Source organism: Pseudoalteromonas sp. HM-SA03, from assembly GCF_002289345.1.
Taxonomy (GTDB): domain Bacteria; phylum Pseudomonadota; class Gammaproteobacteria; order Enterobacterales; family Alteromonadaceae; genus Pseudoalteromonas.
Map to the genome: position 1 here is coordinate 1 of NZ_NSDG01000084.1, position 25,658 is coordinate 25,658.

Below are 25,658 nucleotides of genomic sequence, written 5' to 3' on the forward strand. Positions count from 1 at the left end.
CAGGCGAATCCGTGCCGCTGCAATACAGCCACATGTAACTGGTCTGTTTGTCTTCTTTCACCACTTTAACCATGGTTTCATCGCCGTGCAGCACCGGTTGCTGTAGCAACACTTCGTGCAGCCTGTCATAGAGCGGCTTAAATAAACTGGCGCAGCGGATCACCCAATCCGCCATGGTCTGCCTGCTCAGTGCGATACCATATTGTTTGAACAGGCTTTCCTGCCGATACAGCGGTAAGCCATATTGATATTTACTNTGATGCCGCGCGCGAAAACCTAGCTTGAATTGCGCGAAAACTGAGAATTATTACGTTTTTAGTATTTTAAAGCCTCTTTCAAATGCTAAAACAGCCCTGTTATTGTTTTAGTAGGTAGGGTCGTTCTCGATTTTACAAATCGCTTGTGATTTTATAATCGAGTTTAGTTCTAGTTGATTACTTCTTACTAATTTAAGCTCCTTCAGCGCCTTGTTGTGTTCTTCACTGAATAATTCATAAGCTTTGTGCGGTATGTTGATTTCTGACTTTATGGCATAGATACTGATGCCCGCTGAAAGTATCATAGAAGCTATTGATATGCAGATAGCCGCCATAGCTTTTCTATTGGCATCTTTTGAGGATTGTCTAGCTTCTTTAAGCTCTACATATTCCAAATACCTAAAGTGATCTTCTGCACTTGCGAATATTTTTACATTAGGGTTGTTGTATGAAGTGTAGAATGAGGTGTGATTATGGAATAACACAGATTTATGGTCTATCAGCAGAACTAATTGCTTTTTCTCAGTATCATTTAGTCGAACATGCTCACATAGCTCTTGGAAATTGAACTCTGTTTGCTTTGTTGCCCACTCTAGTACTCGTATCATAAGGTTATCATCATTCATTTTTATTCCCAGCAGCTCCTTATTTCTAGTTAATGAACTTTAAACGATTGGCGCTTCTTCTCACAATAAAGTTTATAGAATTAATTATCTCAAACCTCTACCTCACTATACGGCAAGTCCGGCGCTTGCCCTGTAATGCGATCATTCTCTATATACACTGAACCTGACTGAACACTGTCACCCAGTACGCGGCTGGTTGTGCCGTCGCTGTGCTCTACAGTAGTTGTACCATCATTATTCACGGTTAATACCTTAACTATACTGCGCTGTGTGCCGGAGAGTACTGAACCGAGTCTGTTTAGTGTGTTAGACATTGCGTACCGCCTGAATTGTTTGATTTACCATAATCGCGCCTTGGTTACTGATACTGGCGGAGATAGCCAGTGAGTCCACGGTTGCTTTGTATAGCTTGTCTTCGAACCTTACACCTAATAACATGCCTGGTCTGATTGGTGGCAGGTCTTGCTTTAGCTTGGTGCGAATGGTTGCGGTTCGTTTGTTACCACTCCTGGCAAGTTCGCATGTGCCACGTTGGCGTGCAGCCTGCACATCGGTGATCAGATTATCCACAATGTCGCGAGCGTAATCTGTTGCAGGAGTGCCTTGGCGCTTGATTTTACATGCTACGCCTTGCTGCTCACCTCTTACAAAAACAACGTTGTGCTCAGGCTGAATGGAGTCTCGTGTATTGTGCTCTAGTATTAGGGCATCATTGAGAATGACATCAGGCGTTGCTTGCTCTGTGCTCCACGGGTTAACTGGCCACTCAGGCACAACTGAGACGGTTCTGGTTGTGTCGTTAATGTCCAATATCGCGCCAATACTGCTGGCTACTTTTAGTAGTGCAGCCGCTGGCGTCAATCCTCGATACGAAAACGCCCCCTCAGGGATTGGATAATCAATCATTTTGTTGTCTAACGTCCAGCCTGTGTTTTCTAAAATGTCAGCCATGATACCTGCGAGCGTCTTATCTACGGTGTTTACGTAATTACGCTCCCGCTGATACGGTGCAGCCAGCTCTGCGAATCGAGAACGTATCGATGCGCTGTAACTATTAGAACTAAATCGATTGCTTGTACTGGGTTGCTCGCAAATCACCACAAACTCGTAGCCATTAATGACTAGCTTTAACTGTTGGCCAATCGCACGCTCCATATCAATTCTGCTGCAAAACTTGATGTTGCCCGTTGCAGCAAACTGGCCACGTTGCCATGTGCAGGTGATATTGTTGATTAGAATTTTTAAATCATCACTTAGTCGATTGCAGCTGATTGAAGGTTGCATGATGTAATATCTCTGTATCTGTGGCTCTATTGGAATTTTTGAATCAATGGGGGGAATGTCATCATCTGAGCGAACTGGCCCACCAGGTAAGCCCCAATAGCAAACCTTTTCATAGGGAGACACTCTGAGTTTAACTTTGCCTATCTGCGGGCTAGCATTCAGCGCGTTATCAAATCGCACAATTACACGGCCTTTTTGAGGATGCTTTACTCGGTAGCAAATATATGCGCGTTCACTCGGCCCGTAATGGATGCGAAGTGCGGTTTCATGTTGCGATGCTTCCCGCCATATTTGAATTGTTTCAAATTGCTCAATTGCACCAGTGCTCCATTTTTGGACGTATTCATACATGATGGTTGGCATTTTATTAAACCAATTAATTGATGTTTGGCTCTCACTCGTCACCGGTTGAGCATACCAGCGTTGGTTCACATCAATATGCAGGGTGTCAGCGTTAGCCCAACCCAAAGAAAGAACGGTTTCATTTGAGCCAGAATTGCCGTATTGCAGTGCAGCCAGCACCTCAAAATTTAGATTGTTCGAGTACCCTATATCCCAAAATGCAGCAACCTCTTTATCTTCAACAGGGGGTGGAGTCGTACCATTAAAATCCAATATAATTGGGCTGATACTTCTCGACCTTGGCCTATAAAATTCAATTACTATCAATTGATGGCTCTCGAACGGCAGGCTCTACATTATCAACAACCACTGCGGCGTAGGTATTGGACAGATCGATACCCAGCACAATCAAAGGCTCTGGTGACTGACAAACAAAATCAAACGAGTTGTTAGTAGCCATAGTTTGCCCAGTCTTCGTCATAGTTGAGCGGGTGATAAACTGTATCAGTTGTCGAGCACCTTCAGGGCTACTACCTTCAACACTTCCTCTGACTTCTAGAACACTGAAGTTTGTATCTAATAACAGACTGTGCTTAGTTTGATGCGGTATTACTATGCTCATAGTATCGGCCACCGAGAATTATTAAAGTATAGATAGCCGCCTTCTATCTGAAATACAGATGACTGCTCCCTAGATGAATGTACGGCAAATTCCAAATCCGGAAATGTGCCAATGACCTCATTACCCGAGTACAACCCAATGTTTGTCCATACATTCCAAAGAACTTGTCTTCCAAGGTTAAGTTGGATAGAACTTGGCCATACTGACGTAAGTACATCATTAGTCATCGTGTTTGGGTTTGTTTTGATTGGGATTTTTGTTTTTACAACAAGCGGTGTGACACCTGAACCCCTATTAGATAAAAACTGCAATTCGTCATGGTCTAGCCAATTGGGGTTGGCTGCCAAGCAAATATAGAGATCATCAAAAGTCGCGCAATTTAGTTTCCCTATTACAGAAACCATTGAGTAACTGTTGTTTAGGTCTGCTTGCAGGAGGTAGGCAGTTTCCGTATTGGCCAGCAGCACCCATTTATTAGAACGTTTATCGATACTTTGGTTGGAATAACTTTTTTCAGGAATACGTATATGCCAATCAGCATAACTATGTGATGACACAGGTGTTTCTATATCTGTCCACGCATCAATAGCACCAAGCAAGGCGGCTGAGTCTCGTAAATAGGTGTTTCGGCCATCATCATAGATTAAATAATACCACTTGTTGCTTGCAGGGCTAATGATTAGGTTACTGAAGTTGTCGCTATGTTCGTGCAATTGCCAACCAGCACTAGGTTTACCGTCGTAGCCATTAACCAAGCATTTTAATAGTAGGTTTGCTAGCGAACCTTTACTTGCCGACAGTGCAGGTGCACCTACATCGTCCCACTTATACATTTGAAATGCCATTAGTCTTTACTCCCTCTAAATCCAAGCGTGGATTTGTCGTATTTAATTTCGGTGTGTCCGGGGCTAACCGAACGCGTGACCATAATTGGTTTGCCTGCTGTGGTGGTTTCAAATAGGAATGCTTCGCCCGGATTCAATCCAGACCCTAATGCTTCTTTGCGTAGAACAAAAAATGGTGAGCCTGCATTGGCATTAATGGGCGTGCAGTCGCTGGTAATGTCGCCGTTATAAATGGTGCCTACATGCTCGCCCACAACATAAAACGCAGTAGTGCTGGTAAATACAATGGCCCAGCGCTGGGCAATGGTGCCGAGGTTGCTCAGCTCAATTGGGTATTGTGTGGTGTTGATTGCACTCGATGCCGGAGAGCCAAAATCACCAAAGTTATTTTGCCAGGCTGAGAGTGTCCGTTCATCTTTGGTCAGCGCTTGTAAGTCGCCGAGCACATAGGCGCTAGAAACGGTTGCGCCAACGTCATATGTTCTTTTCAGTGGCGAGAGTATTTTGAGCGTGTCGCCGTCGATTGCATCCACCAAAACCAGCTCACTGAGCACTACTGTTATGATGAACGGGCCAGAAAAGTTGCTAATACCTTCTTTGATTGTGACTTTGCCTGTGGCCTTGTCATAGCTGTAATTGTCATCATTGGCGCTATAGAGCGATAGCCCCTCATTATCAACAATATCTACCCAGTTAGCGTCAACGGTTACCGTTAACTCTTGGCCATTACTCAGTGTTGCGTGTTGGGTTCGGTTACGGTCTTGCACGCACACAAGATTAAACTCATGAAATATTGGCACATAGCCGCCTTCTGGGAGCTTGCTGCGGTCAATGCCGCCAGGTGGGCTAGGCACATTGATAATGGTGAGTTCATCATAATCATAGGTGATAGATTCCTGCACCATATCTACCGCAAACACCAGTGAAACCGTGCCATTACTACTTACCGAGCCAGATATATTAGTACCTGTGATGTTGCCATTGTCATCGCTAGATGCACTATATTCAGTGCCAGCCTCAGACGTTGCACGAATATAAATACTATTGCGAGCAAATGATTGAGACGGTAACGCAAATTCGATTTCTCGCAGTGAAAGTGGTTTTAACTGAATTAACGCGCCCAGCTCTTCGCTTACCGTCCCGCTATAATCGATTGGCTCTAACTCAGTAATTACGCCTGTATCATAATCAATCGTCGCGATAATATAGCCAGAATGAATAAATCGACCACTACCATCATCCGTGATTATTTGGCTAGAGCCGGATTTTTTTAGCTTAACCGTCCCTTTAACAATGGTTTCTGTCGCACCTAATGTGATGTTTTGACTTGAGGCAAATGAATGAAACCTAAAATCCAGCTTTGATAAGTAGTAGATCCAAAGAAAGTATCCGCTAGGCAAATATCTTCCTTCGTACGCTTCCCCTGATACCACCGTGCCGTTGATGGTGTGCTGCTTCCAAAGAGAAAACCACGAATGCTCGCGCACAACAACTCTCGTGTAATCAAGCAATAAGTCTGGGATATCAATACTAAACTCACTGAGGTTGCCAAATGACTCAATCGTTTTGTATCGATAGCCCGTTACATCGCTATCGCTGTCCAGCTGTGGTCTAAGCCCTTGTTTAGACTGAGTGCGGGTAACACTTGGCGCTAAGGAGCGCTGCAAGTCCCGCACTCTTAGATGTAGCTCACCGCTTTGATATGGCGATGTTAAGTGGCTCAATCCGTGGTACTTGGTCGTGCTGGCAGTCATAAGCTCCAACATATCTTCAAGCAGTGAATCGTCTCGTAAATTTGGAGACTCAACCAACAGTGTGTGAACCAAAGGATCTTCTGGTTGGTCGGCAATAAATACATGGGCCTTAGATAATTTTGTTGCGTCATCAGTTGCAACAGCGGGGTAAAGTTTTACAAGATCAAAGGCGCTGCGCGCATGGTCTACGTCGCTGATTGAGCTAAACACATCGTTCAACTTACCGCTTATCACCGCGTTGTTGGTGCGGTGGCCACCTGCATTGGGTGCGCTGCCGAGCCGCTGGGGTTTGAATATCTTTAAATGACTTCTTAGCATCTTTATACCACTTTTAATCTAAGCGTTATGTTTTCAAAAAAATCAGGTGCTGCATCCGAGTAATAACTGACGGCGCTGCCCGTGACAGGCTTTTGGCTGTGGTCCCAAACCACGGTGTATACCGTGCCACGGATCGATATATCAAACGCGGTTAGCGTGGTTCGGCTATGGTCAAATAGCGCGATGTAGCTATTCGCTGCCTCCAGCACACTTTCAATCGTGATAGGCCGACCAGGTAGCAGCGTTTTTTCAATATGGGGCGCGCCGTTAATGGCGAGTTCCGTTTGCTCAGCAACGGCTTGATAATCGTGCTCATCTGTCCACACTGCGTGTGGTAGTTCTATGGCGTTAATTACTATCATTGGGCGTTACTCAATTGTTCAAGTTCGTCTAAAAGCTGGTCTCGAATGGTGGTGTATAGTTCGGCGGTGTTGCCACTGGGTAATTTGAGTTCCAGCACAATGCGCTTACCGGATTGCTGGCCTGTCAGTAGGGTTAGCAATTTATCAAGTTTGCCATTAACAGCATCACTCAGCGGTGGGCTATTGTTTGGCCTAGTCGGCACAGGGCTTGGGCTGTAATACTCAGTGTTTTCACGCGGTGTGATTGTGTTTGAGCGTGTGGGATTACGTTTGGCACTGGCAACTTGTTTGAGCGATTCACGCTGGCGGTCAATTAAATCTCGTAATGCGCGCTTTTGTTCGCCATCGATATAAACGAGCTGTTTAAATATCCGGTCATAGATTTTGGATAGCTCTGACGTTGATGTAGACGCGTTAATTGCACGCTCAAACTGCGCGTACTGTTGCTGCTGCATTTTCTCGCGCTCGCGACGGGCGCGCTCAGCGATGACTTCAGCACTTTCAAAGCGGTATGCCGCACCGCGCCCAGTTTCGTACTTTTCCTGATAGTCCACTATCTGCTCAACCGTTGGGCGGTTGCGGTTTTGGTAGTTACTCATGCTGGTTGCAGCACGATTTGCACTTTGGCTTACACGCTCTAACTCTTCTTTTTGTTGACGCAGGCTTTTTAGAGACCGCTCATTGGCCTTTGTAGCATCTTCAGTTGCGCGGGTTCCTCGCTTGGTTGCATCCGTTGCATTGTCCTGTGCATCTTTAAAATCGCCGAGTAGGTCATTCACCACAGATAAAATATTACTTATCCGTTCCTTTTTGTGTTGGTAGTCTTCAGCGGTTAATGCGCCTACCTTGTATTGTTGATTGACTTGTTCAAGCTCTTGCTCAAGTTTGCGTTGCTCAACATTTAGCCCTTGTAGATTTTTAGTTTCTAGCTCTCGCACCCGCGCCAAATCGGTTTCCTGTTCGACCACCAATCCAGTCTGACGGTTTAGTGCCGCCTGTGCTTTGGCTTTTTGCTCCGCTGAGGCTGTAGAGCTGTCTAGGATTTTTTTATTGTTTTCCATTGCAGCGCGGGTGCTGGCTAACACACTGGCAAACTTTGCTGTAGCGGTACTATTTTCATCTGTTGCAGGCTTCAGCTTATTTGCTGCATTAACCAGTTTGTCCAGCTCTGCGGTTAAACCTAGTGCGGCCGCTGCGGCTTGCACGGACGCAGGCACAGTTTGGTCTGTGGCGTTGGCAGCTTCAACGGCTGCTTTGGCCCACTTCAAAAATGCTTGTTGTTGCATCGCAACTGGTTCGTTGCTTTGTTGGAGTAGTTCAAACGCTCCTTGTAATTTAGTAGCCGTTTGAGTGAGCGCATCAGCACTGGTGATACCTAGTTCTTTATAGGCTTTTTTTACATCACCTGCGAGATATGCTTGGCGCGCTAATGATTCGTTGTGGCTTTCGAACTTAGCTTTTAATGAATCCAGTAAAACTAACTGCTGGCTATACTCAGCCCCTGCGCCAGCGAGTGCAGTTCGTGCAGACTCAATGGATTGGATAAAACCATCAACACCAGCGCGCACACCATTTAGGTTTTGCGCCTGGTGCTCTAAAGTTTCTATTACACGTAATGCCTCTGGAATTGTGAGCCTAAGTAATTCTTGGCGCTTACGCTCTTCTTCAGCGGCAATGCGTGTGGCTTCAGCGAGTGCTTCGGCTTTCCGTGCTGCGTTTTCATAGGCTCCGGTGGTTTCATTCATGACCAGCGTGCCAGCAGCCACGGCGGCTTCCACTTCTTCTAAACTGGTAACAAGAATGCCTGTGGTTGAGCTTATTAACTCAAGCTCGCCTTTTAACTTGGCAGCTTGTAACTCGGCATTGCGCTGACTTTCCGCGACGCCTGCTTCAGCAACTTTTAAATTTTGATACTCACCAATCAGGTTAATAACCTCATTGGTTAGCGCTAAATACACACCGCCTCGGGCAATCACACCAGCCACATTGCGCCAGCGGTTTGCAGCAACGGTCGCAGCATTGGTGGCCGTCGTCGCTGCGGTTACGGCTGCTCTATAGGTAACAAATGCCCGGGTGGCACTCACAGCACCTGCCACAACACTGCTAAAGTACGAGCCGATTTTAAGGGCCAGCCACGCTTTGGCTACAAATCCTATTTCTTCGCGGTATTCATATAAGGTGCTTATGGTGTCTTTTATCGCTGTGCCGGTTGCCACAATGGTGTCGCTGATTGACTGCGCCCATTCTTGCAATCGGCCATCAGCTGCCATTGCTGCGAACTCTTTGTTTAGTTCGCCAATCTGGCCCTTGAGCCAATCCATTGCACCAGACTTAGCAATGAGGTTATAAAACTGCTCCAAGTTGTCTTTTGCGTTAGAGACCTGGCCGCTAAATAGTGCCATTTGTGCCGCTGCACTGCCTGTGCTGGTTCTGCCCATTTCGTCAATCAGCTGCTTGATAACGTCACGGCCTAGCTGGCCTGCGCTACTTAACTTTTGTAGTTCCTGGACGTTCTTACCCGTGACCGTTTGCAGCATATCCCATACAGGAATACCACGTTCAACTAGCTGCAAAATCTCTTCACCTTGCAGTTTCTGTTTAGCCCAGGCTTGGCCAAGTGCGAGGCTTATCCCTTCAACTTCCTGATAACTACCACCGAGCTTTAAAGCGCTGTCTGTAATAGATTGCAGCGTGCCATCCATTGGGTCGAGGCCGAATGCCTTGAGCTTCACAAATGCTTGTGATACTTCACCGAGCTGAAGCGGTGTATTTTTAGTAAATTCAGTTATCCAGGCGCTGGCCTTTTCACCTTGGGCAATGCTGCCCATGAGACCATTCATTTGCACCTGGAGCTTTTCAAATTTATCGCCAGTCTCGAAGACCGAGCGAACGGCTTGGCCAACCTGGTCTAACCCAACATAGGCAGCAGCAACCGCCGCGATTTGGCTAGCGACGTTACCCAGACTTTCTGCATGGGCCTGTTGGGCAGCACTGCCATGTTTTAGGTCTTGTGTAAATCCATCAACGGCTTTACCTGCCTGGTTAAAGCGTCCAGCCAAGTTACGTTTAGCAATGCTTAGGTTGTTGGTATCGAGACCCGTTCTTTTTAGCTCTTGTTGCAGTGCATTGTGTTTGGTAGTTTGCTGCGTCAGCTCAGCCCGCATTTGCTGCAAGTCTCGCTCTGCAAGGTCAATGCCTCGGGCAAGTTCAACAAATGGCTTACTGGTGTCTTGTGCTTGTTTTTGTAATTGGTCGAGTGCGTGCGCGGCAGCAGCCGTGGCAATCTCTTGCTCTTCAAGCTCTCGCTTGGAGCGCTCAAAGGCACGGATAAGTTCTTGTTGATTGCCAAGGTCGTCTATTACATCCGCAAGCACGCCTGCTTTTTGGCTCGCATTCGTTATAGCTGTGCCGACCTGGTTTAAGTCGCCGCTCAGTACTTGCGTATTGCTCGCCGTGGTTTTCGCTTTATCTGAAACGCCTTGAAGAGACTCACCAAGCTTAGTGCTTGCGGTAGTTGACGACACTAAGTCATCGGCAAGTTCAGTTGATTGCTTACTCGTTTGCTTTGCAGCTTGGGCCGCCTCATCTAAATTCTGGCCGAGTTGGTCTGTGGCAGGTGCAGCATCATCTGCGCTTTGCTCAATACGGCGCAGCTCAGCAACTAACTGTTCAAGGTTTTGTTTGCCAGTGGCTTCAGCCACTATTCTTAATGCGAGCTGGAGTGTTTTATCTGCCATGCCATTTACTCAGTTTGAAATAGTAAAAAGGGGCCGAGGCCCCAACGGGAAAAGTGAGGGTTATGCGCTTATTTCGTCTACAACAAATGGGGCATCTTTTCCGGCCTTGACCTTGGCCGTACCCTCCAGCTCAGCACCAACGTATTCAGTACTTGCCAAGTCCAGCTCTGAGGTGGGTGACATTGAAACGTCGTAAATATCAAACTCCACCTGTTTACCGTTGGCTAGGTTCTCACCCTCACCAAATAGGCGCAGTCGTGATTGCGATTTCAATCCACCTTTGATGCGTTTGCCACTGCGGGCGTTGTATTGGCCAGTAAATGTCACTGCGCCGCCACTTTCTACAGCACCACCTGGTAATGCTCGGATCAGCCCCAGCGCAAAATTGACTTCATAATCAGTGTGCAGCGTCAACGGGGTTGCCCCTTGCTTTACGTCCATTCCAACTTCAGCAAAGTTTTTATGGCCAAGCTCCACCCACTTATGATCCGCAGGTAAAGTGACGGGCTTGTCCGTCAACTGCCCACTGGCATCGTTAATGGTTGCAACTTCACCCATCAAAGCTAATGCAACCAGCTCTGCTGGTTGGTCATCAAATGCCCAGCTGACGGTGGTGGGTTTAGCAATGCGTACATCGTCTAACGCTTGGCCATAGTCCGCCTTTTTATTCGATGTTCGTACTTTGGATTCAGCCTCAGTTTTAATGGCTAATTTTGTGGTATTGATTGGGCCAATCACGCCGCCATCAGGCTGGCCATTGGCATTAAGGCGCTGAACAAATACATTGCCAGCAATTAAGTAACCGTCACTCATTATCGGTTTCCTCTCATTCTCATTTGACAGGTAAAGGCCAGCGGGTAAAACGCATGGCCGCTTGTGTATCTTGGTTTGATTGGGGTGTTAACGCGCTGCCAAGGGCCAGCATCGCCAGTCATCTTTCCGGCAATGGCACGAATGGTAGCGGCAATGTTTTTGCCTGCGGTTTTGCTGCCTTTTCGCTCAGCTAAGATGACAAGCCAAGTTTGTTTTAACTGGGTGTTTGCTCCAGCGTGCGCGGTTTCTGCTAGCTGCTCGCCGTAGTAGAGATAAAACAAGCTCGGGGTATGATTGGTTTTGTCTATCTCGGCTAGATCGTCGAGTGCCTTAACGTGGCGTATGCCAGGTACAGCACTTAGGGCAGTTTCTAACAGTTGGCCCGCTGCTAAAAAGTCATCTTTAATTTCAAACATCAGATGAATCCCTTGGCTTTGTTGCGAGCAAATACGCTGCCTGCTGATTCCATCACGGCGGTGTCGTTAGTCTCCGCTTTATCACCTTGACTATCGATACCCAACGACACTGCGCCTGCATTCACCGCTTTTAAAAACTTCACTGCATCCATGTAGCGTTGGTGAATATGCTCTGGCGCGTTATCGCCGCTTAAAAAGTAGCGGGCAATATCACAACAAATGCGTACTAATGCCGTGGGTACAATGTTAAGTGGCAGCATGTAACGGCCAGAGAGATAAGCGTTTATCTCAGCTGTTGCATCTTCCAATGCTTGAGTGAGCACAGCCATATCCACTTCGCCAGGTGCGCTGTGCGAGCGCTCTGTCAGCAGCACCAGATCTTGGTGATTAAAGCGGTTTTGCATGTCTTCAGCGGCAGCGTAGGTCATGGCTTATTGCTCCACGTTCTTTAGGGCAGATTGGTAAACCTGCCATGCAGCATCACGCTGAGCAGCAGTTGGCTTTAGTTCACCAGTGACTGGCTCACCATTTTCATCATCACTGATTGAAATGGTTAGCTGCTCGACCGAAGGCTTTTTAGTGAACTGCTCAATGGCCATTACACCAATGAATGGGTGCAGATCTGGATCAACACCTGCAAGGTCAATTTCAACGCCCTCTACACTGGTACAAATACTTCCTGGCTCCATGTTTGGTGTCGTTGTTGTATCTTCACTCGCTTGAGCAATGCGCGACACCGCAAGGCGTGGATCTTTTTCCAAATTCTCCAGTTGTTCAATAGAGATTTTTTCTGCGGGGATGTTGTTTTCACCACTTTGCAAAGTGATCCTCGCTCGCCTATAGCCCGTGGGTTGTGAGTTATGGATCTTGATAAAAGCCAAACCAATGGCGCTAGCAATCTGAGTCTTTTCCATTTCATAGGTTCTCTCTAGAAGCTCTGGTGTGTAACTCACCAGAGCAATTAACTTACGGGTGAATTAGGCGTCTAAGTAGTCCGCTACGCAGAGCTTCAAGCGGCCTTTGAGTTCATTAGATGTGTTGTTTTCGATTTCGCGCTCAAGCAGTTTGGTTGCGACATCTTCAAGCTCTGGTGGCACAACCAATTTAGTCGGGCGAATACCAAGCTTGCGGCCACCGTCAGCTTTAAAAGTACGCATCTTTTTAATTGCGTCCCACAGGTTGTCGGCATTCAGGGCGCGTTTGTTCGCAAAGGCCAATTGCCAGAAACTAAAGCCAGCGGCATCACGACAATCTACGCCGTAACGGAATAGCTTTTTGGTGAACACGGCTTCGTCATCGACTTTGGTCATACTGACAAAAACGGGCTTCTTCCGTTCTTGGAATATGATTGGCTTAATGACTTTCGAGCCATCAATCACATACCAAATTGGCCCTGTATAAGTGCCGTCTTCAGCCATGTTGGCAACGCTTTCAACTGCGCCAGTACCGTCTGCTTTTTCGTAAACAGGGTGGTCAGTATCAAAATAATTTTGGCCGTCATAGCAAAGCGTGGTAAAACCCGCTCTAAGCAGCGGCCAGCAAACTTCATCCGGGTGAATGCCCGCTGAGCGTCCCATTTCTTGCATAAGTGGCGCATATACGCCTAGCTCATCATCTTCAATGTCGTTGCGGTCAACACTGACTGTGCCTTCAAAATCTTCATTCACAATCGTGTAGCCGTGGGCTTTCATGGATTCAAGCTGACGCTCTCCAACCCACTTTTTAAGTGCAGGGAACTTACCGAGCCAACCATATGTATTTGACTTAGTGTTGGAGCTGATCACCGTTGCTATTTCGGTATATTGCGGTTGTGCTTCACCAAGGCCATCTTGGAAGTTCTTTTTAAAGCCCGTTTGTAGGCTGGTTAATAATGCGGGAGTAATAATCGCCATTACTGGTCTTCCTCTTTCAGTGCTGCGTAATCTTTGTGGCTAATACCCAGTTGGTCAGCCGCGTATATATCCTCGGCAGACAAAGCAGCAACGCCTGTTTTGTCCTGCGTTGGTGTTGGGGTTGGTTTGGATTGCTGAGCGTTGAGCGCTGCAATAGGTTGTCGGCTATCTAACACCGCATTGAGGGCGGCAAGTCCGCTTTGCTCACCAAGTTGTTTGAGGTAATCAATCTCGGCGGCAATCACGCGGCCCTCAGCTTTGGCTTTATCAATAGCGGTTTCAATCGTCACCCCTTGGTGCTGGCTATTGAGTGCGGCCAGTTCGCCACGTAGTGCGTTGTGTACATCAACTGGCACAAACTTGGTTAAGTCCACTTTAGTATTCGACGTGGCTTGTTGAATTTGTGTGTTCAAGGCAGCAATTTGCTTGTCTTTACCTTCTGCGCCGTCGGCCTTGCTTTTCAGCTCGGTAATGGCCGCTTTGCCTTTTTCGATATGCTCGCTGGTAACATCACCGTCCACGGTAATGCCAAGCGCAGCGAGGAGTTGCTGGGCTTCGTTCATTGGGTTGGTTCCTGTGTTGTTTAATAGGTACTGGGAGTTCAAAACTGCCACTTCATCAAGCCCCGTTAAGGCAGGGTCATTGGTTAAAGCAACATGGAGTAGTACAAGGGGGCGACCTGTTTGCTTGTCGTAAAGAAAAACAGGGCTGACATAACGGTATTCTTTCGCGGTTAACGCGGCATACGCATTTTTAGTCCATTCAACGCTTCTGGCATAAACGCCTTCACCAGGCACATATTCCAGCGCATCAGGCTTAAACCAGCCTGACGCGGGTGCGGGCTGACCATTTTTTTCTTTGTGCAAAGTTTGGTGGTCGTAATCAAACAAGAAGTCTTTAGTGCGGGTAGTTGCAGCAAGTGAGAGTGAGTCAAATGCAGTGGCATCCATTAGCCACTTACGGCTAGGCACATCAAAGGGTCGACCGTCGGCGCTTTGAAACTCCCCATCAGGGATAATCAATACGCGCTCACTGACACCTTGCTCATTAGGCAAAGTAGCTAAATTACATATGGCTAAGCCAATATTTTGTGTTGTGGTGTTTGGCATACTCTGGCACTAAAACGTTTGTCTTGGTGCCAGTATGTGGATTAGGGCTGGAAGTGTATTTTAAACTGGATTAAAAAATTAAGCGTTTATTGTTTGTTAATTCTTGACTCTCGAACTTCTGCTTTTTGGCTAGACAGTTGCTGCTGATAAAGTTCGAGCCTTCGCCAACTTACACCTGCTGAGACGATTGCAATCACAAGCGCAATCGAAGATATATATAGGGCTTTCGTCGAGTTAGTCGAAGACACTAATTGTGCGTAAAACTTGCTTCCTTTTTCTGTTAAATCATATCTAATAAATATAAATACGATTTCTTCGGTGCCGCTGCTGCTAGTTATATTTCGTCTAGCTAGGGAGGATTTAATAAAGCCACTCGTTGTTAGAGTATCTAATATATAAAAAGCTTTTTGATAGGCCACATCTAATGAAGTCGTTCGTGCTTCAGCTTTGCTTACCGTGTCGCTTGCTTTTAAAAAAGAAATGAGATGTTTTCTGGCTTCCGGTACCTCAGAAAGCCTATAGTTAGTTTTTAGGATTTCAAATTCTGGGTGCTTTTTAAGGTAGCCAATCGCCTTTGAGATATCAAATCTTGTGAATGTGTCCGACATGTTTAAGCTTCCATCTAATTAAATGCTAAAGATTTTATCTAGCCAATCAAGGGGAATAATTGGAGATACTAGCAAAGTTCCAACCTTTTACTACTATTACTTTTGTACTGCGAGTGCAGGTTAAATAAAACTATAAAGACGGAGATTACCTTGATGAGTTTTGATAGCAACTTTGATGAATTGGCTTACCCTGAGCTTGTAACCATATCTGGTGTTGAATTTAAGGCAGCAAGGAATATGAGAAATGGTGAGGTGCACATTCCTTATACCGAGGAACCTGATGTTGGAATCGGGGATATAATCATTCAAAAATCAGGGCGAAGAGAGATAGAACTTAAAGTTCTAGATGTTTCTTTTAAGAAAGGTGGGACTCTAGGTGTTGGAACCAGTCATCCTAATATGCTTAATATGAAAGTTGAGAACGCCTCTGCTGCATCTCATACTCAAAGCCCAAGTTCATCAACGTTCAATATTGGGAGTATTACTGGCGAAAATTTTCAAGTTGGAAATGCTAATACACTATCTGTCAATGTAACCATTAAGGAATTAACCGAGAAAATTGCAAGTTGTGATGACGAAGAGGCGAAATCTTTTCTCAAAAAATTACTACAAAACAGCACGGTTGGAAGTTTAATTGGTGCGGGAGCTTCGAGCTTGTTGGGTTTACTATAAATGAAGAACGAGTCACCTTAATTTAGGCACTTTAGATATTGATGGAAACGTTTCGAAACGCCTTTAAAGCGCTTATCTGTTACAACAACACCCAACGCTAGCACTTGAACATGTAAAAACGCCTCAGAGGGCTTCTGAGGCGTTTTTTAGTTTTCGGTAAAATAGTCACTCAATACTGCCAGAATATCAGATTCCTCATCGGGGCTTACTCCCAGATATTGCCGCTGGTCTATCGCGGCAGGGCCAGGCGCCATTTCTGGCAAGCCGCCAAAATTATGAATAGCAGCATAAGGCTTGTTACTGCCAATCTGTGCCCAAAACGCGCCGCTGTCTGCGGCAATACTGGCAGCTAGCCCGCCAGCGCTTACTTGCAGCATTTGCCCACCAACACGTTTGGGGTTTTGTTTTAGGTAGGTTTCACTAAGCGCTGGCCATGCGATGCCTGTTACTGGGCTACGCTCTTCAGCAAAGGCGTCTTCCGTTGCGCCTTCCATAATGGCGGCTATCTCGTTCATTGGGTCACTGAGGTCATCAAAGCGCTGTGCGATTTGCTCAAGCGCCTTAGTTGCATCACCGCTTGTGAGTATTTCAATTCTAGTGGTCATATTGTAATCACCGAGCTGTTAGGTAATAATTGTTTGTGGTGGTAGTGTTTCCAATGGGTAACGGTTATATGCTTTTGCAGCGTATATTATATGAGTTCGAGTCTCATCCTATCACCACACCTCATACTGACCACTAGTAACAGCTGCTGTTATGTCGTTTTTACTCACTTTGAATACATTTATCATTTGCTCAAGCACTTCACCTCGGTAGTTAAATTCCACCACAACTTTAGTGGCCTCATCTCCGCGCAGAATCACCAGAAGCATGTTGCCTTTCATAGTGTCCCAGTAAACATTAGCCTTACCACCGTTTATCCAAGAGCTTAACGCAGTGTACTCGCTTAACGTTAGTGTTTTGCCTGACTTTTGGTGCTTTTCACTGTGCGCATGAGCCAGAGCGCGCTCAGATAAAATCAAAGTACGGGCCGCATCAATGCCCTTATCTTTAAGCTTTTGGTTTATGTCATCACCTAAAAAGCTCACCACCGTTTTATGTTGCGGCCGTGGGCCAAACGCTCTAAGCCCAGCAGTATCGCCAGCAAGTTTTGCTGCTTGATATTGCTCTATGCGCTCAATGCTTTTACGTGTCCACAACTCAAATGCTTTAGCCCGTTCATCACTATTGTTGAGTGCCTGAATGGTTTCAGCACGTAGCTGTACATTTTCGACCTTACCTAATTTTTGTGCCACGGCCACGTCAGTGCCAAAGGCCGATTGGCCAGGCGAATAGGCCCAGCCCACATCTGGCGTCATCACATCACCACTAGGCAGTTTAATCCTAGCGTGCTCAGTGGTTTTAACTTCGCCAGATTCGCGGCTCACAATCTCTGCATCAAATTGCTGTACATAGCCGCTACCGTCCTCTACGGTTAAGCCACGCGCTTTTACTTGCTCTGCCGTGAGCGCACGAACGCGACAGCGACAACCCCAGCCATTGGGCGGGAATATGGTTTGCCAAATGGGGTCGTCAAACCTAAACACCTTGCCATGCAGCAGCCTATGTTCAGGCCGTGTCTGTGCATCATCAATAGCAACATACTGCCAATACGGATGCGTTTTACTACGAGCCAGCATGCGGCGATAGCGGCCACTCATATAGGCGGTTTGTAGATTGGTGCGATAAATATTGTTTAAGCGGTAGGGGCTACCCAGCTGGATTTCATCACCTTGCTCATTCTTGGTTTTGCCCCACCAACCCAATCGCTGAAGCTCAGGCGTTAGCTGCTCTCTAAATTGTTTTGCCGTTAAACCCTCAGCAATAGCGGAGTCTACTTTTTTACGTATCGCCTCTAGTACTTCCATGCTCTGCACCCGCGCTACAGTAAACGCCTTGGCGTGCGCTGTAGTCAGCACATCGTGCCACTCATCGCTTATCGCATAACCTTTAGATTTAAAGTAAGCCACCGCATCCGTAGGCGGTTTATTAAAGGCAATACTGAGATCAATCATTGATCATGCCCCAAATCTCACTCACAAAAATCAGCTTGGTGAGCATTTCGGTCAGTTGGTCTTGTTCGATTGTGGGATAAAGCTCGGCAAGCTCAATAGCGGCTAACTCTTCGCTTTGGTTAAGTTTGTCCAAAAGTGGTTGCAGCGTTGATTTGTACTCTTCGCGCATATCGCCACTGGTGATTGCATAAATGGCAGTATCTAGCTCTGTTTGCGTGCTGCGTGTTTGGTATTCCGCATTAAGTGCGGCCACTGCTGTATTGAGTGCCGCTGGGTTATTGCCTGGCATCGGCTCGGTTGGCATTTCCAATACCGCTTCGCCTTCGCCTGGTTCAGGTATGTTCAAACGCTCATGAACCCATGTTTTAGGGATCTGCATTCCAAGGCTCACTAGCGAGCGCAGTGGGAAAGCCAGATCGCGCATCTCATCACTAGTCGAGGTATCAAACTCAAAACGTGGCAACCGGCGATTACCGTTGTACGATTTACCATTCAGCGCGTACATAGGGTAGATCACATCGCGGTTTATGGTCTGCTCAAGCTGGTGCAAGTCGCTAAGGGTAATATCCTCTTTCACTTCTTGGTGGACACTACCAAGGGCGTTTGTGCTGGTTTTACCGTCCGCTTGGCTTGTTAGCGTGCCACCTAACACCGCTTTAGACTGAGTTAGTTCACACCACCGGATCATACTTTCAAACGGATCTGCCTGGCCGTTAGCTGCACTTTGAAAATCAATTTCCATTCCCCGTGGAATGATCCCGCCAGCGTTATGGCCAATCGCCATCACGGCACGCAGGAGGGTAGCTTTCTCAGCATCGGTTGCACCGCTTGGGTACTTACCCACGCGTACAGGCAAACCATAGATCTCTAAAAACTCCGCTAAGTCTCGTACGCTAAAATTCTTAAATAGGAATGGCCAAGCAAGTACGGAGAGCAATCCAGCCCTATGGACATAACCCGATTTTGATTTATGAATATGCAGCGCCCAACCAAATGGGTTGAGGGCTTCGCCTTCGTCGCTGCTGTCATTCAGCATAATGCGGTTAAAGTCGTTGGGGTGGGTTTTAAATATGTTTTGGTCTCGGTATGCGTAACCTGTGATCAGCTGCTGCTTCTCGATGTAGTCCCATTGCAACTCGTTGGCACAAAAGCCTTTTAGCATGGCGTCGGTTAAATCAAATTTAAAATCCGTAAACCAAGTCGCGTCCTCTAAGACCTCGGCGATCATTTCTGCGTCGCGCTTTTCAGCGGTTGAGGCATTACGTGGGGGCTTTATCTTCCAATCAAACCCAAGCACAGCACGGCGACGCTTACCCAGTTCGCAGCTTATGTGGCCGTCTTTGTCCTCAACATCTTTGGCCAAGTCGGCCATCGCAGCCAAATTGCCTTCTTCCGCTTCTTTTAGCAAGCTGGCCAGCTTTGCAGGGGTTAGTCCTTGCGTTGGGTGTTCAGCATATTGCCTAAGCAACATGCCCACTTGGGCATTTTCTTCGGTTTGATTTTTGTCTAGTTTATTAACTGATAGCGGATCGCCATTAATGTCTACTAGCATAGTTATACTCGCAAAATAGGTTTGATTGATACCACGTATACATCGAGGTCAAGGGTGTAGCGTTCAGCAGCTTCATAGGTGGGAGCCTCAATATCTATAAAGCCGCCAACGGTGGTAAAGATGTACTCGAACTTGATACGCCAGCGCATTACCAGCACCCCGCGCCCTGAAAGCTGCCTAGGTCGTCGTAGTTAAAGTCGTTGCTACCGCTCTTGCTTGGTAGCGGGGTGAACTCAATGGCGCTGCCATCCATCTCCACAGCGCGTACTAGCATTGCTATACTCACAGCGCTATCGCCGTGGCGCTTCTCGCCAGAGGTATCGGTAGTCTTGCCTTTATCTATTTGTGCTATGCCATCTTTGAGTTTGATTTGACCGAGGTCGTCTAACACATCCTGGTCTTTGGGGAGCGAGATGTTATTCATCTCGAAATAGTCTTTTAGTTTCGGCATCCATTCTCTGTACCACGCTTGTGATAAATGCACACAATCCACCATTTCAGTGCCGTACTTGAGCATGGCCGCCTCAGCCAGATAGCCACCGTTACCTGTAGCGTCAAAGGCAAGGCCACGCAAGCGCGGTAAGCGCTCGGTAATGTAAAACATGATCTGGCGTTGCTGATCATAGGTGACGTTGCGCAGCTCCACAATAAATGGCACTAACAGGCGGGTGTCTTGCGCTATCTCGCCCACACTAAACACAGACAAGTCGCCCTTACGTGCAAAGTCTTCACCAAAAGCATGGCTAAGCTCGGGGTTTAACTTTTCAATTAGCGGTAGAACATGTTCCTTACACCACTTGTCAACTTCTCTGACTCGTTGATCTTCGGTCCAAGTTTCAAAGTCGTCAGGGGCTTTAAAGCGCACAACCTTAAAGTCTTTGGTGAGCGCACGTTCTCGCATTCGGCGGCTGAGGTACTGGCCTGCGCCTTGGCTAGGCACGCAATATAATTCTTCATTAGCTGCTTCTTTAGAGGTGTAGTAGTTAACTTGCTCAGCCAACCATTTATCTTCAGCCTCTTGGCTCCACTCTCTACCAGCCATTAGGCAAATGCGTTTGTACAATCCATCACGCAATGCTCGGTCAATAGGTATATGGTGGACTGAGTAACTTTTCTCGCCACGACGAGCCTGTGTGATCATGGTATTAAACAGATTGTCTACGCCGTTGTGCGTAGAGATGATCCTGATTTTTCCGCCCCACATTGTGAGCGAAACAGCAGCTTTCATTACCTCGTCAGCACTGTTGTGGAAAGCAAACTCATCGAGTACCACGTTACCCTGACGGCCACGCAATGCCCTAGGGTTAGAACTCAGCGCGATAATTTTTTTACCCGTGGTCGGAAATTTCACCTCAAACGTGTTAATACTTTTTTTAGTGCCGTCTTCGTCTTCATCCTCAAAAATGCTTTCTTCAATCTGGCCCATAACCATATTGAGCTTACGCGCCCAGAATGCGCATGCCTCGATAAATTCCTTAGCCATTTCTTTATCTGAGCCGAGATAGTAGGTGTTTTGTGGGCTTGTCTCACTCACTGCACTCATAACATCGTCTAGCGCTTCAGAAAATGTAAGGCCGGTACGTCGGCTCTTTTCTGCGATCTTGATAACCGACTCATCGTTCATCCAGTCGCGTTGATACTGAAATAAAATATCTGTGCTCAGCGCAATAGCCAATGAGCCTGTAATTTTATTGAGGGGCAGTTCGCCCGTATCTAGAACATCAGTCACGTTGCAAACCTAAGATGTCGCGTTTAAAGAATGCCAGCATTTCGGTGGGGGTTTGGGGTAGAGATTCGTTTTTGGCTTTCTGTTCCAGCTCTTTGGCAAGCTCCTCTGCGTATGCTTTCTTAATTTCCTGCTCTCGTTTGTGACTGCGAGATGCCGCTGCTTCCAGTCGTTGAACGGCTAGCATAGCCTCTTTAATCGTATCTAAGTCCACANGACGGGTTGAGCATCTGTTGCTGCATTGCTTTAAATAGCTGAGTGCGGGCCATCTCTAAAATCAATTTAGTCACCTCGCCAGTGGGTTTGTCTCCCAGTTCGGCGACCAGCGCAGTTGATGCGGCACGAGTTTCACGTAAGCTTTTTGCGATTGCTTCATGCTTCTGCGCATGGCGACTGAGGCCACTACGCGAAATAGTCGCCTCCTCATCCATGCCTGCATCGAGAATACGCCGATTAATCGCATCTAAAATATCGGCCTGCGAATTGCCGCTATCACGCAGCATTTCATCCAACATTTTTTTGATGTCTTCAGGCAGCATGTCTATTTTTGAGGGTTTGCCTCTGCGTACAGCATCACTCATAGCTATAAACTCCGAGGTGCAGGGCGTTTAATGCCTGGTACTGTGCTGGTGCCTTCAGCAACATCAATACCAGCGCTCGTAATGCGTGCAACCCATGTATTCTCGCTGAGCTTTTCGTTTTTAACGTAGCCGTTTTGCTCAAGCCAATTCAGCAGGGTTTTAAGCTGGTCGAGGCTACAGCCGAGGCCATAGCGCTTCAGCACATCTCGCAACATGCTAGTGTTTGCGCCATAGTCCGCAGACTCTTTAAGCGCAATCAAAATACTGATCCGTTGGTGTTCAGCTTGTACTTCATGCATCGCCATTGCGTTTCTCTCTTAGTTCGTTTTCCATCAGTAAATCTGTGAGCTTTTGCACATTACTCAGCCCCGGCTTTACCGATTCAATGTTGGTGTTTAGTCGCTCAATTTTTAGCTCAAGGTCGTGTAAGTCGTCGGTTGTAGGCATTTTTTCAATGCGTCGTTCAAGCTCACGTACATCGTCACTCACCGCACGTTTTACTTCCGCTAGCTGTTCTTGCAGTTCGCTTTTGTGCGCACCCAGTTGCTCGTGTAACTCGGTTTTATGTTTGCTGAGCTGGTTTTGCACGTTTGTTTGCGTGTCGCTCACCTGTTGCTGGGCGGCTGATTTATAGCTGTTAAATTCTTTGCGTGAGGGGAACCGTACATACAAAAATGCCATGATGAATACACCCATCACACCGAGCGCCCACACAATCACGGTTTGCCATTTTTGAAAAAACTCATACATGGTTAAACTCCATTTACTCGTTGTCTGCGCTCAATCAGCGATTGGCAATCAACACAGGTTGTACAGTTGTGAATGGCGGCCTTTCTGGCCTGTGGTATTTCAATGCCACACTCGATGCATTTATCTAGGTCTACGTCAGCGCCTGCAAATTGTTTACTGTGCTCCGCTAGTTTGCGGCTCATTGACTTATCAATGATTTGCTGCGCTTTGTCAGCTATGTCCATCTTTTGGGTTCCTTATGTTTTTAATTGCCGAAGCTGCTATGTTTTTTACACCAGGAGCGGCTTTCTCGACGCTACGCCCAATCACGTAGCCGCCAATGCCGAGCTGCAATAGCTCCCACGCTTGCTCGCTGAGCCTAAACGCCAGCACGCCGAACGAGTCCAGTACAATTAGCACTAGAAAGGTCAACATGGTGATAGGTCGCCAGCAGCGTTGCAGGCGGCTCTCACCCTTGGCTTCAGCAGTGATAATTTGAGATTGTGCAGCCAACACCTGGCCCTGTAGCTCAACAATTCGGCCCTCAAGAGCCAGCACCTGTGCGTGGCGTTGGTTGTCGATTTTTGCAAGTTCATTAGTAAGCTGCTGGCGTTCTTCATCGGATGTAAAAACATCATCCAATAGATTGCCAACCACGGTGCCTAGTCCTACCCAATCACTCATGGCGCGCTCCAAATTGCTTGGCGAGGCGTTGCCGCATTTGTTGATAGGTGTTGTGGCCGTTTAGTCGGCATTGAATGTCAGTTTCACAAACAGACTGCCAGCCACGCTTGAATTTGGATTGCATCGTACCGTCGTAGCTGTGCAGTGGAATTTGGTTGGCATCAAACGGTTCGCCATTTTGCCTCGCGGCAACCTCTTCTTTTATTCGCTTTATACGGCCTTGCGTGTAGCTCCATTGCCAATTTCTACCCATGATTGACTCCAACAGTGGCAAGCTCGGTGATGTGCTCTAAGCGGTTATACCAACCTTCAAGGTTAGGTTTTTGTGTGGGGTCATTGGCGCAAATCCTTGCGTATTTACGAGCGCGGCGCAGGCTCAAGCCAATAATGAGCTGGTTGGGTAGGTTGCTTTGGCAAGCTTGGAGAGTCTTAGAGCCAAAGCGGCAATCAGGCTTAGCGCCTACATAACGTTGTACGAGCTGAGTCATGCCAGGCACACCGTGTTGAACAGCGCCATCTAAAAGCATAAGCGCAGAGCCTGTATTCATGTGCTCGCAATACATTGGCCGCCAATAATCACGGTGATACAAGCGAACAGCTTGAGCTAATGTGAGTTCAGCAATATTGAGATTTGGATAAGCGCGTTGACTGATCCCAAACTTAGTTAGTCCGCCTCGGTCTGACGCGACATTGTTGATACCGCCATCTGCACGTAAGCCGCCCTCAAGGTATAGAATGGGAATAATTGAGTCGGCAAACTTTAAAGAGAACGGTGCTAAAGCATCGCGGATCTCTGGCTGTTGCTTAAAGTAGTTAAGATTGGGTAAGGTCATTTGGCATCTCCATCAGGCTGTGCTGATAGAGTGCCAATAGCGTTGGTGAGTGTATTTTAAACTGGATTAAAAAATTACAGCAGCTCTTGCACGCTACTTAAGCCAGTGCCACTGTGATTTAAGAAACAAGAGGAATGCGTTGTGCCGTCATAGGCTCCATAACTGTTTTTTGCCTTGACCTCTAACCTAAGCACTTGTCTTGCTCCACTGCTGTCATGTGTCCATATTTTTCTATAACTAACAAGTTGCACCGAGTCAGGTCTTTCCAAGCACGATTTTCTTTGACGTAGGCGAGGCATTCTTCAACCAATTTGTCAGGCGATGGCCTAGTGCTTGGTGCGTTACTTCTTACTTTTACTTTTTCAGCATCTTTAGCACATGGCCTATCACTATATGTTATTACACCATCTACGTCGCATTTGTAGACTTCAAACGCAAAGGTAGAACTACTGACGCAAAGAATAAGTGGGATCATCATTAATTTCATAAAACTATCCTTAGTTAGGTTGGCTTTTTAATATAAGCGAAAAACCCGATAAGTAAAAAGGCTTTTAAGTAAATTTGTTAACATAAGGTATCAATAAATCACCAGATAACTGGTGTTTTTTTGCAACGAATCCTAGTCCACCTTCAAAGAGCTACGCTAAATTCGGGCACTCTGTCGCAAATAAGTAAAATTATTCCGAAAATAAACACAAAACTGTTTGCCTAACATTTGGCAAATGTTATAGTTGGGTTAATGGATTGAGTAACCAGTAGTAACGTAGCACGGACAGCCACGGCATCCGTTCCCATTTTTAATCTAAGTTAAAGATTATTTCTCAATTTTGCTGCTATGCTGTGTGCTCCATTTACATAAGGAGTAAAAACATGAAAACAAAAAAACAGATCCCAAGTCAGCTACTGAAAACTATTTTTGGCGGGAGTGCTGGTGGTGGTGATGGTATAGAACCACCGAAAGCATCCGTGAATAAATCTTCGGGCTACGGCGCTGAACAGGATCAAAGTTATAAAGGGTAAAGGACTTTGAACGAATTTTTCGTTGCAATAGGCTGGGCGATCATTGTGAGCAAATTTGTTGCTCTGATTGCTCTCCTATTTTTTTCAAAACAAGGAGTTAAAGAAATGCTTACGGGCTTCCCATCTAAGGATTGGAGAGAGCAAGTTGAGCATTCTTTGTTGATAGTAACTGCGGTTAGCTTTGGTTTTCACTTTCTCGGGCGATTCATATCAGATGCCATATTGTCAGCAAATATAGATCCTGCCGCCAAAAGGCAGCTTTATTATCTATTTTTTGCACTGTATGAAGTGGTTTATGTAGCACTTATAGTAAAGCTCCATATGATGCGTGATTGTGTTTTTGCTCGTTACTCACGATTTGTCTGCTTTCTATCTGCTGCCATGGCCACATTGTTGATGGCAAGATATGTTGATCGTGTAATACTAGAGGCCGACCTGTTACGTAACGTATTTAAATACTGTGTTGCAGGAATCAACGTCGCAACGTTATTAGTAATAGGCGCATACCCTGCATTTAGAATATTCAATTTAGTTCCGAGTAAACGTTGGGTTTAGAGATGAAATTTGAAGTATTACTCTTAGCTATGATTTTTGGATGTTGTGTTTACTTGTATTACATGGCGTTTAGGCTAAAAAACCTAATTAAGGTGATTGAAGTATCGAGCAAACCAAGGCTAGCTAGTCATTCAGTAAATAATGTCACTTCTCTGTCAAGCCACAAGAAAGAAGTGCTTTTAGACCAGTCAATCCAGCTGTTGGCAAAAACTGAAAGTTACGAGAAACACTTTGAACACGCCTCAAAGGAAGAAATAATTCATTTTG

32 protein-coding genes and 1 pseudogene are annotated in these 25,658 nt (G+C 46.5%); 3 read left to right on the plus strand and 30 right to left on the minus strand.

Going from position 1 to position 25,658, the window contains the following annotated elements:
- The 16 genes and pseudogenes from CKO50_RS17020 to CKO50_RS17095 form a co-directional block, all read right to left on the minus strand.
- Window positions 1-253 (minus strand): annotated as a pseudogene (locus CKO50_RS17020) (transposase); the annotation flags it as partial.
- Window positions 254-364: 111 nt separating this feature from the next.
- Window positions 365-883, minus strand: coding sequence for a hypothetical protein (locus CKO50_RS17025; protein WP_095729127.1), 519 nt, complete (start codon window positions 881-883; stop codon window positions 365-367).
- 89 nt (window positions 884-972) lie between these two features.
- Complete coding sequence (locus CKO50_RS17030; RefSeq protein WP_095729128.1) at window positions 973-1,197, minus strand: hypothetical protein; 225 nt, start codon at window positions 1,195-1,197, stop codon at window positions 973-975.
- The gene (locus CKO50_RS17035) at window positions 1,190-2,836 is read right to left on the minus strand and encodes a hypothetical protein (RefSeq protein WP_176474698.1); all 1,647 of its coding nucleotides are present in this window, start codon (window positions 2,834-2,836) and stop codon (window positions 1,190-1,192) included. The genes CKO50_RS17030 and CKO50_RS17035 overlap by 8 nt, the downstream gene beginning before the upstream one ends.
- The gene (locus tag CKO50_RS17040; RefSeq protein WP_095729129.1) at window positions 2,823-3,131 is read right to left on the minus strand and encodes a hypothetical protein; all 309 of its coding nucleotides are present in this window, start codon (window positions 3,129-3,131) and stop codon (window positions 2,823-2,825) included. The genes CKO50_RS17035 and CKO50_RS17040 overlap by 14 nt, the downstream gene beginning before the upstream one ends.
- Window positions 3,128-3,976 (minus strand): hypothetical protein, encoded by an 849-nt coding sequence (locus CKO50_RS17045; RefSeq protein WP_095729130.1) that lies wholly within the window; start codon window positions 3,974-3,976, stop codon window positions 3,128-3,130. Before CKO50_RS17045 ends, CKO50_RS17040 begins: the two co-directional genes overlap by 4 nt.
- Window positions 3,976-6,048 (minus strand): hypothetical protein, encoded by a 2,073-nt coding sequence (locus tag CKO50_RS17050; protein ID WP_095729131.1) that lies wholly within the window; start codon window positions 6,046-6,048, stop codon window positions 3,976-3,978. The genes CKO50_RS17045 and CKO50_RS17050 overlap by 1 nt, the downstream gene beginning before the upstream one ends.
- A gap of 2 nt (window positions 6,049-6,050) precedes the next feature.
- Window positions 6,051-6,410, minus strand: a complete 360-nt coding sequence (locus tag CKO50_RS17055; RefSeq protein WP_095729132.1) for a hypothetical protein — start codon at window positions 6,408-6,410, stop codon at window positions 6,051-6,053.
- A complete protein-coding gene (locus CKO50_RS17060) occupies window positions 6,407-10,147 on the minus strand; it encodes a tape measure protein (protein ID WP_095729133.1) in 3,741 nt (1,246 codons plus the stop codon). Before CKO50_RS17060 ends, CKO50_RS17055 begins: the two co-directional genes overlap by 4 nt.
- A gap of 60 nt (window positions 10,148-10,207) precedes the next feature.
- A complete protein-coding gene (locus CKO50_RS17065) occupies window positions 10,208-10,960 on the minus strand; it encodes a hypothetical protein (protein ID WP_095729134.1) in 753 nt (250 codons plus the stop codon).
- Window positions 10,960-11,376, minus strand: a complete 417-nt coding sequence (locus tag CKO50_RS17070) for a hypothetical protein (protein WP_095729135.1) — start codon at window positions 11,374-11,376, stop codon at window positions 10,960-10,962. The genes CKO50_RS17065 and CKO50_RS17070 overlap by 1 nt, the downstream gene beginning before the upstream one ends.
- On the minus strand, window positions 11,376-11,804 hold the full coding sequence (locus CKO50_RS17075; protein ID WP_095729136.1) for a gp436 family protein: 429 nt from the start codon (window positions 11,802-11,804) through the stop codon (window positions 11,376-11,378). Before CKO50_RS17075 ends, CKO50_RS17070 begins: the two co-directional genes overlap by 1 nt.
- 3 nt (window positions 11,805-11,807) lie before the next feature.
- On the minus strand, window positions 11,808-12,290 hold the full coding sequence (locus CKO50_RS17080) for an HI1506-related protein (protein WP_095729137.1): 483 nt from the start codon (window positions 12,288-12,290) through the stop codon (window positions 11,808-11,810).
- 63 nt (window positions 12,291-12,353) lie between these two features.
- Window positions 12,354-13,268, minus strand: coding sequence for a Mu-like prophage major head subunit gpT family protein (locus tag CKO50_RS17085; RefSeq protein ID WP_095729138.1), 915 nt, complete (start codon window positions 13,266-13,268; stop codon window positions 12,354-12,356).
- Window positions 13,268-14,377, minus strand: a complete 1,110-nt coding sequence (locus CKO50_RS17090) for a phage protease (protein ID WP_095729139.1) — start codon at window positions 14,375-14,377, stop codon at window positions 13,268-13,270. The genes CKO50_RS17085 and CKO50_RS17090 overlap by 1 nt, the downstream gene beginning before the upstream one ends.
- 86 nt (window positions 14,378-14,463) lie before the next feature.
- Window positions 14,464-14,985: a hypothetical protein gene (locus CKO50_RS17095; protein ID WP_095729140.1), complete on the minus strand. Its 522-nt coding sequence runs from the start codon at window positions 14,983-14,985 to the stop codon at window positions 14,464-14,466.
- Between the two features lie 153 nt (window positions 14,986-15,138).
- Here CKO50_RS17095 and CKO50_RS17100 point away from each other — a divergent pair, with 153 nt between their 5' ends.
- Window positions 15,139-15,657 (plus strand): hypothetical protein, encoded by a 519-nt coding sequence (locus CKO50_RS17100; RefSeq protein WP_095729141.1) that lies wholly within the window; start codon window positions 15,139-15,141, stop codon window positions 15,655-15,657.
- A 146-nt stretch (window positions 15,658-15,803) separates the two neighbouring features.
- Here CKO50_RS17100 and CKO50_RS17105 read toward each other — a convergent pair whose 3' ends face one another.
- From CKO50_RS17105 to CKO50_RS17160, 14 genes are all read right to left on the minus strand, one after another.
- Window positions 15,804-16,262 carry a phage virion morphogenesis protein gene (locus CKO50_RS17105; RefSeq protein ID WP_095729142.1) on the minus strand — a complete coding sequence of 153 codons (459 nt, stop codon included), beginning with the start codon at window positions 16,260-16,262 and terminating at the stop codon, window positions 15,804-15,806.
- A gap of 111 nt (window positions 16,263-16,373) precedes the next feature.
- Window positions 16,374-17,711 carry a phage minor head protein gene (locus CKO50_RS17110; protein WP_095729143.1) on the minus strand — a complete coding sequence of 446 codons (1,338 nt, stop codon included), beginning with the start codon at window positions 17,709-17,711 and terminating at the stop codon, window positions 16,374-16,376.
- On the minus strand, window positions 17,704-19,263 hold the full coding sequence (locus CKO50_RS17115; RefSeq protein ID WP_095729144.1) for a DUF935 domain-containing protein: 1,560 nt from the start codon (window positions 19,261-19,263) through the stop codon (window positions 17,704-17,706). The genes CKO50_RS17110 and CKO50_RS17115 overlap by 8 nt, the downstream gene beginning before the upstream one ends.
- A 2-nt stretch (window positions 19,264-19,265) precedes the next feature.
- Window positions 19,266-19,412 carry a hypothetical protein gene (locus tag CKO50_RS24055; RefSeq protein ID WP_174171117.1) on the minus strand — a complete coding sequence of 49 codons (147 nt, stop codon included), beginning with the start codon at window positions 19,410-19,412 and terminating at the stop codon, window positions 19,266-19,268.
- Window positions 19,412-20,992 carry a terminase family protein gene (locus CKO50_RS17120; protein ID WP_095729145.1) on the minus strand — a complete coding sequence of 527 codons (1,581 nt, stop codon included), beginning with the start codon at window positions 20,990-20,992 and terminating at the stop codon, window positions 19,412-19,414. Before CKO50_RS17120 ends, CKO50_RS24055 begins: the two co-directional genes overlap by 1 nt.
- On the minus strand, window positions 20,985-21,176 hold the full coding sequence (locus CKO50_RS24830; RefSeq protein ID WP_255230253.1) for a phage protein Gp27 family protein: 192 nt from the start codon (window positions 21,174-21,176) through the stop codon (window positions 20,985-20,987). Before CKO50_RS24830 ends, CKO50_RS17120 begins: the two co-directional genes overlap by 8 nt.
- A gap of 7 nt (window positions 21,177-21,183) precedes the next feature.
- Window positions 21,184-21,570, minus strand: coding sequence for a phage protein Gp27 family protein (locus CKO50_RS17125; RefSeq protein ID WP_255230255.1), 387 nt, complete (start codon window positions 21,568-21,570; stop codon window positions 21,184-21,186).
- A 2-nt stretch (window positions 21,571-21,572) separates the two neighbouring features.
- Window positions 21,573-21,875 (minus strand): hypothetical protein, encoded by a 303-nt coding sequence (locus CKO50_RS17130; RefSeq protein ID WP_095729146.1) that lies wholly within the window; start codon window positions 21,873-21,875, stop codon window positions 21,573-21,575.
- Entirely contained in the window at window positions 21,862-22,320 is a 459-nt protein-coding gene (locus tag CKO50_RS17135; RefSeq protein WP_095729147.1) for a DUF2730 family protein, read from the minus strand. Before CKO50_RS17135 ends, CKO50_RS17130 begins: the two co-directional genes overlap by 14 nt.
- A 2-nt stretch (window positions 22,321-22,322) precedes the next feature.
- Window positions 22,323-22,544, minus strand: coding sequence for a TraR/DksA C4-type zinc finger protein (locus tag CKO50_RS17140; RefSeq protein ID WP_095729148.1), 222 nt, complete (start codon window positions 22,542-22,544; stop codon window positions 22,323-22,325).
- Entirely contained in the window at window positions 22,531-22,983 is a 453-nt protein-coding gene (locus tag CKO50_RS17145; RefSeq protein ID WP_095729149.1) for a 3TM-type holin, read from the minus strand. Before CKO50_RS17145 ends, CKO50_RS17140 begins: the two co-directional genes overlap by 14 nt.
- Window positions 22,976-23,236, minus strand: coding sequence for a hypothetical protein (locus CKO50_RS17150; RefSeq protein WP_095729150.1), 261 nt, complete (start codon window positions 23,234-23,236; stop codon window positions 22,976-22,978). Before CKO50_RS17150 ends, CKO50_RS17145 begins: the two co-directional genes overlap by 8 nt.
- The gene (locus tag CKO50_RS17155; protein ID WP_095729151.1) at window positions 23,229-23,816 is read right to left on the minus strand and encodes a glycosyl hydrolase 108 family protein; all 588 of its coding nucleotides are present in this window, start codon (window positions 23,814-23,816) and stop codon (window positions 23,229-23,231) included. Before CKO50_RS17155 ends, CKO50_RS17150 begins: the two co-directional genes overlap by 8 nt.
- Window positions 23,817-23,997: 181 nt before the next feature.
- Complete coding sequence (locus CKO50_RS17160; RefSeq protein WP_095729152.1) at window positions 23,998-24,303, minus strand: DUF4124 domain-containing protein; 306 nt, start codon at window positions 24,301-24,303, stop codon at window positions 23,998-24,000.
- A 383-nt stretch (window positions 24,304-24,686) separates the two neighbouring features.
- On the opposite strand from CKO50_RS17160, the gene CKO50_RS24060 reads away from it, so the two are divergent.
- Together CKO50_RS24060 and CKO50_RS17165 are read left to right on the plus strand one after the other, a co-directional pair.
- Window positions 24,687-24,836: a hypothetical protein gene (locus CKO50_RS24060; RefSeq protein WP_174171144.1), complete on the plus strand. Its 150-nt coding sequence runs from the start codon at window positions 24,687-24,689 to the stop codon at window positions 24,834-24,836.
- A gap of 6 nt (window positions 24,837-24,842) precedes the next feature.
- Complete coding sequence (locus CKO50_RS17165; protein WP_095729153.1) at window positions 24,843-25,391, plus strand: hypothetical protein; 549 nt, start codon at window positions 24,843-24,845, stop codon at window positions 25,389-25,391.
- The last annotated feature ends 267 nt before the right edge of the window (window positions 25,392-25,658 follow it).

Excerpts from the sequence above, each read along its gene's own strand:
- CKO50_RS17105 (WP_095729142.1), bottom strand. The coding sequence starts at position 16,262 with ATGACCACTAGAATTGAAATACTCACAAGCGGTGATGCAACTAAGGCG.
- CKO50_RS24055 (WP_174171117.1), bottom strand. The coding sequence starts at position 19,412 with ATGCGCTGGCGTATCAAGTTCGAGTACATCTTTACCACCGTTGGCGGC.
- CKO50_RS17130 (WP_095729146.1), bottom strand. The coding sequence starts at position 21,875 with ATGGCGATGCATGAAGTACAAGCTGAACACCAACGGATCAGTATTTTG.
- CKO50_RS17135 (WP_095729147.1), bottom strand. The coding sequence starts at position 22,320 with ATGTATGAGTTTTTTCAAAAATGGCAAACCGTGATTGTGTGGGCGCTC.
- CKO50_RS17060 (WP_095729133.1), bottom strand. The coding sequence starts at position 10,147 with ATGGCAGATAAAACACTCCAGCTCGCATTAAGAATAGTGGCTGAAGCC.
- CKO50_RS17075 (WP_095729136.1), bottom strand. The coding sequence starts at position 11,804 with ATGACCTACGCTGCCGCTGAAGACATGCAAAACCGCTTTAATCACCAA.
- CKO50_RS17090 (WP_095729139.1), bottom strand. The coding sequence starts at position 14,377 with ATGCCAAACACCACAACACAAAATATTGGCTTAGCCATATGTAATTTA.
- CKO50_RS17080 (WP_095729137.1), bottom strand. The coding sequence starts at position 12,290 with ATGGAAAAGACTCAGATTGCTAGCGCCATTGGTTTGGCTTTTATCAAG.
- CKO50_RS17145 (WP_095729149.1), bottom strand. The coding sequence starts at position 22,983 with ATGAGTGATTGGGTAGGACTAGGCACCGTGGTTGGCAATCTATTGGAT.
- CKO50_RS17045 (WP_095729130.1), bottom strand. The coding sequence starts at position 3,976 with ATGGCATTTCAAATGTATAAGTGGGACGATGTAGGTGCACCTGCACTG.
- CKO50_RS24830 (WP_255230253.1), bottom strand. The coding sequence starts at position 21,176 with ATGCTAGCCGTTCAACGACTGGAAGCAGCGGCATCTCGCAGTCACAAA.
- CKO50_RS17150 (WP_095729150.1), bottom strand. The coding sequence starts at position 23,236 with ATGGGTAGAAATTGGCAATGGAGCTACACGCAAGGCCGTATAAAGCGA.
- CKO50_RS17030 (WP_095729128.1), bottom strand. The coding sequence starts at position 1,197 with ATGTCTAACACACTAAACAGACTCGGTTCAGTACTCTCCGGCACACAG.
- CKO50_RS17055 (WP_095729132.1), bottom strand. The coding sequence starts at position 6,410 with ATGATAGTAATTAACGCCATAGAACTACCACACGCAGTGTGGACAGAT.
- CKO50_RS24060 (WP_174171144.1), top strand. The coding sequence starts at position 24,687 with ATGAAAACAAAAAAACAGATCCCAAGTCAGCTACTGAAAACTATTTTT.
- CKO50_RS17040 (WP_095729129.1), bottom strand. The coding sequence starts at position 3,131 with ATGAGCATAGTAATACCGCATCAAACTAAGCACAGTCTGTTATTAGAT.
- CKO50_RS17100 (WP_095729141.1), top strand. The coding sequence starts at position 15,139 with ATGAGTTTTGATAGCAACTTTGATGAATTGGCTTACCCTGAGCTTGTA.
- CKO50_RS17095 (WP_095729140.1), bottom strand. The coding sequence starts at position 14,985 with ATGTCGGACACATTCACAAGATTTGATATCTCAAAGGCGATTGGCTAC.
- CKO50_RS17110 (WP_095729143.1), bottom strand. The coding sequence starts at position 17,711 with ATGATTGATCTCAGTATTGCCTTTAATAAACCGCCTACGGATGCGGTG.
- CKO50_RS17050 (WP_095729131.1), bottom strand. The coding sequence starts at position 6,048 with ATGCTAAGAAGTCATTTAAAGATATTCAAACCCCAGCGGCTCGGCAGC.
- CKO50_RS17085 (WP_095729138.1), bottom strand. The coding sequence starts at position 13,268 with ATGGCGATTATTACTCCCGCATTATTAACCAGCCTACAAACGGGCTTT.
- CKO50_RS17160 (WP_095729152.1), bottom strand. The coding sequence starts at position 24,303 with ATGAAATTAATGATGATCCCACTTATTCTTTGCGTCAGTAGTTCTACC.
- CKO50_RS17115 (WP_095729144.1), bottom strand. The coding sequence starts at position 19,263 with ATGCTAGTAGACATTAATGGCGATCCGCTATCAGTTAATAAACTAGAC.
- CKO50_RS17140 (WP_095729148.1), bottom strand. The coding sequence starts at position 22,544 with ATGGACATAGCTGACAAAGCGCAGCAAATCATTGATAAGTCAATGAGC.
- CKO50_RS17065 (WP_095729134.1), bottom strand. The coding sequence starts at position 10,960 with ATGAGTGACGGTTACTTAATTGCTGGCAATGTATTTGTTCAGCGCCTT.
- CKO50_RS17155 (WP_095729151.1), bottom strand. The coding sequence starts at position 23,816 with ATGACCTTACCCAATCTTAACTACTTTAAGCAACAGCCAGAGATCCGC.
- CKO50_RS17070 (WP_095729135.1), bottom strand. The coding sequence starts at position 11,376 with ATGTTTGAAATTAAAGATGACTTTTTAGCAGCGGGCCAACTGTTAGAA.
- CKO50_RS17025 (WP_095729127.1), bottom strand. The coding sequence starts at position 883 with ATGAATGATGATAACCTTATGATACGAGTACTAGAGTGGGCAACAAAG.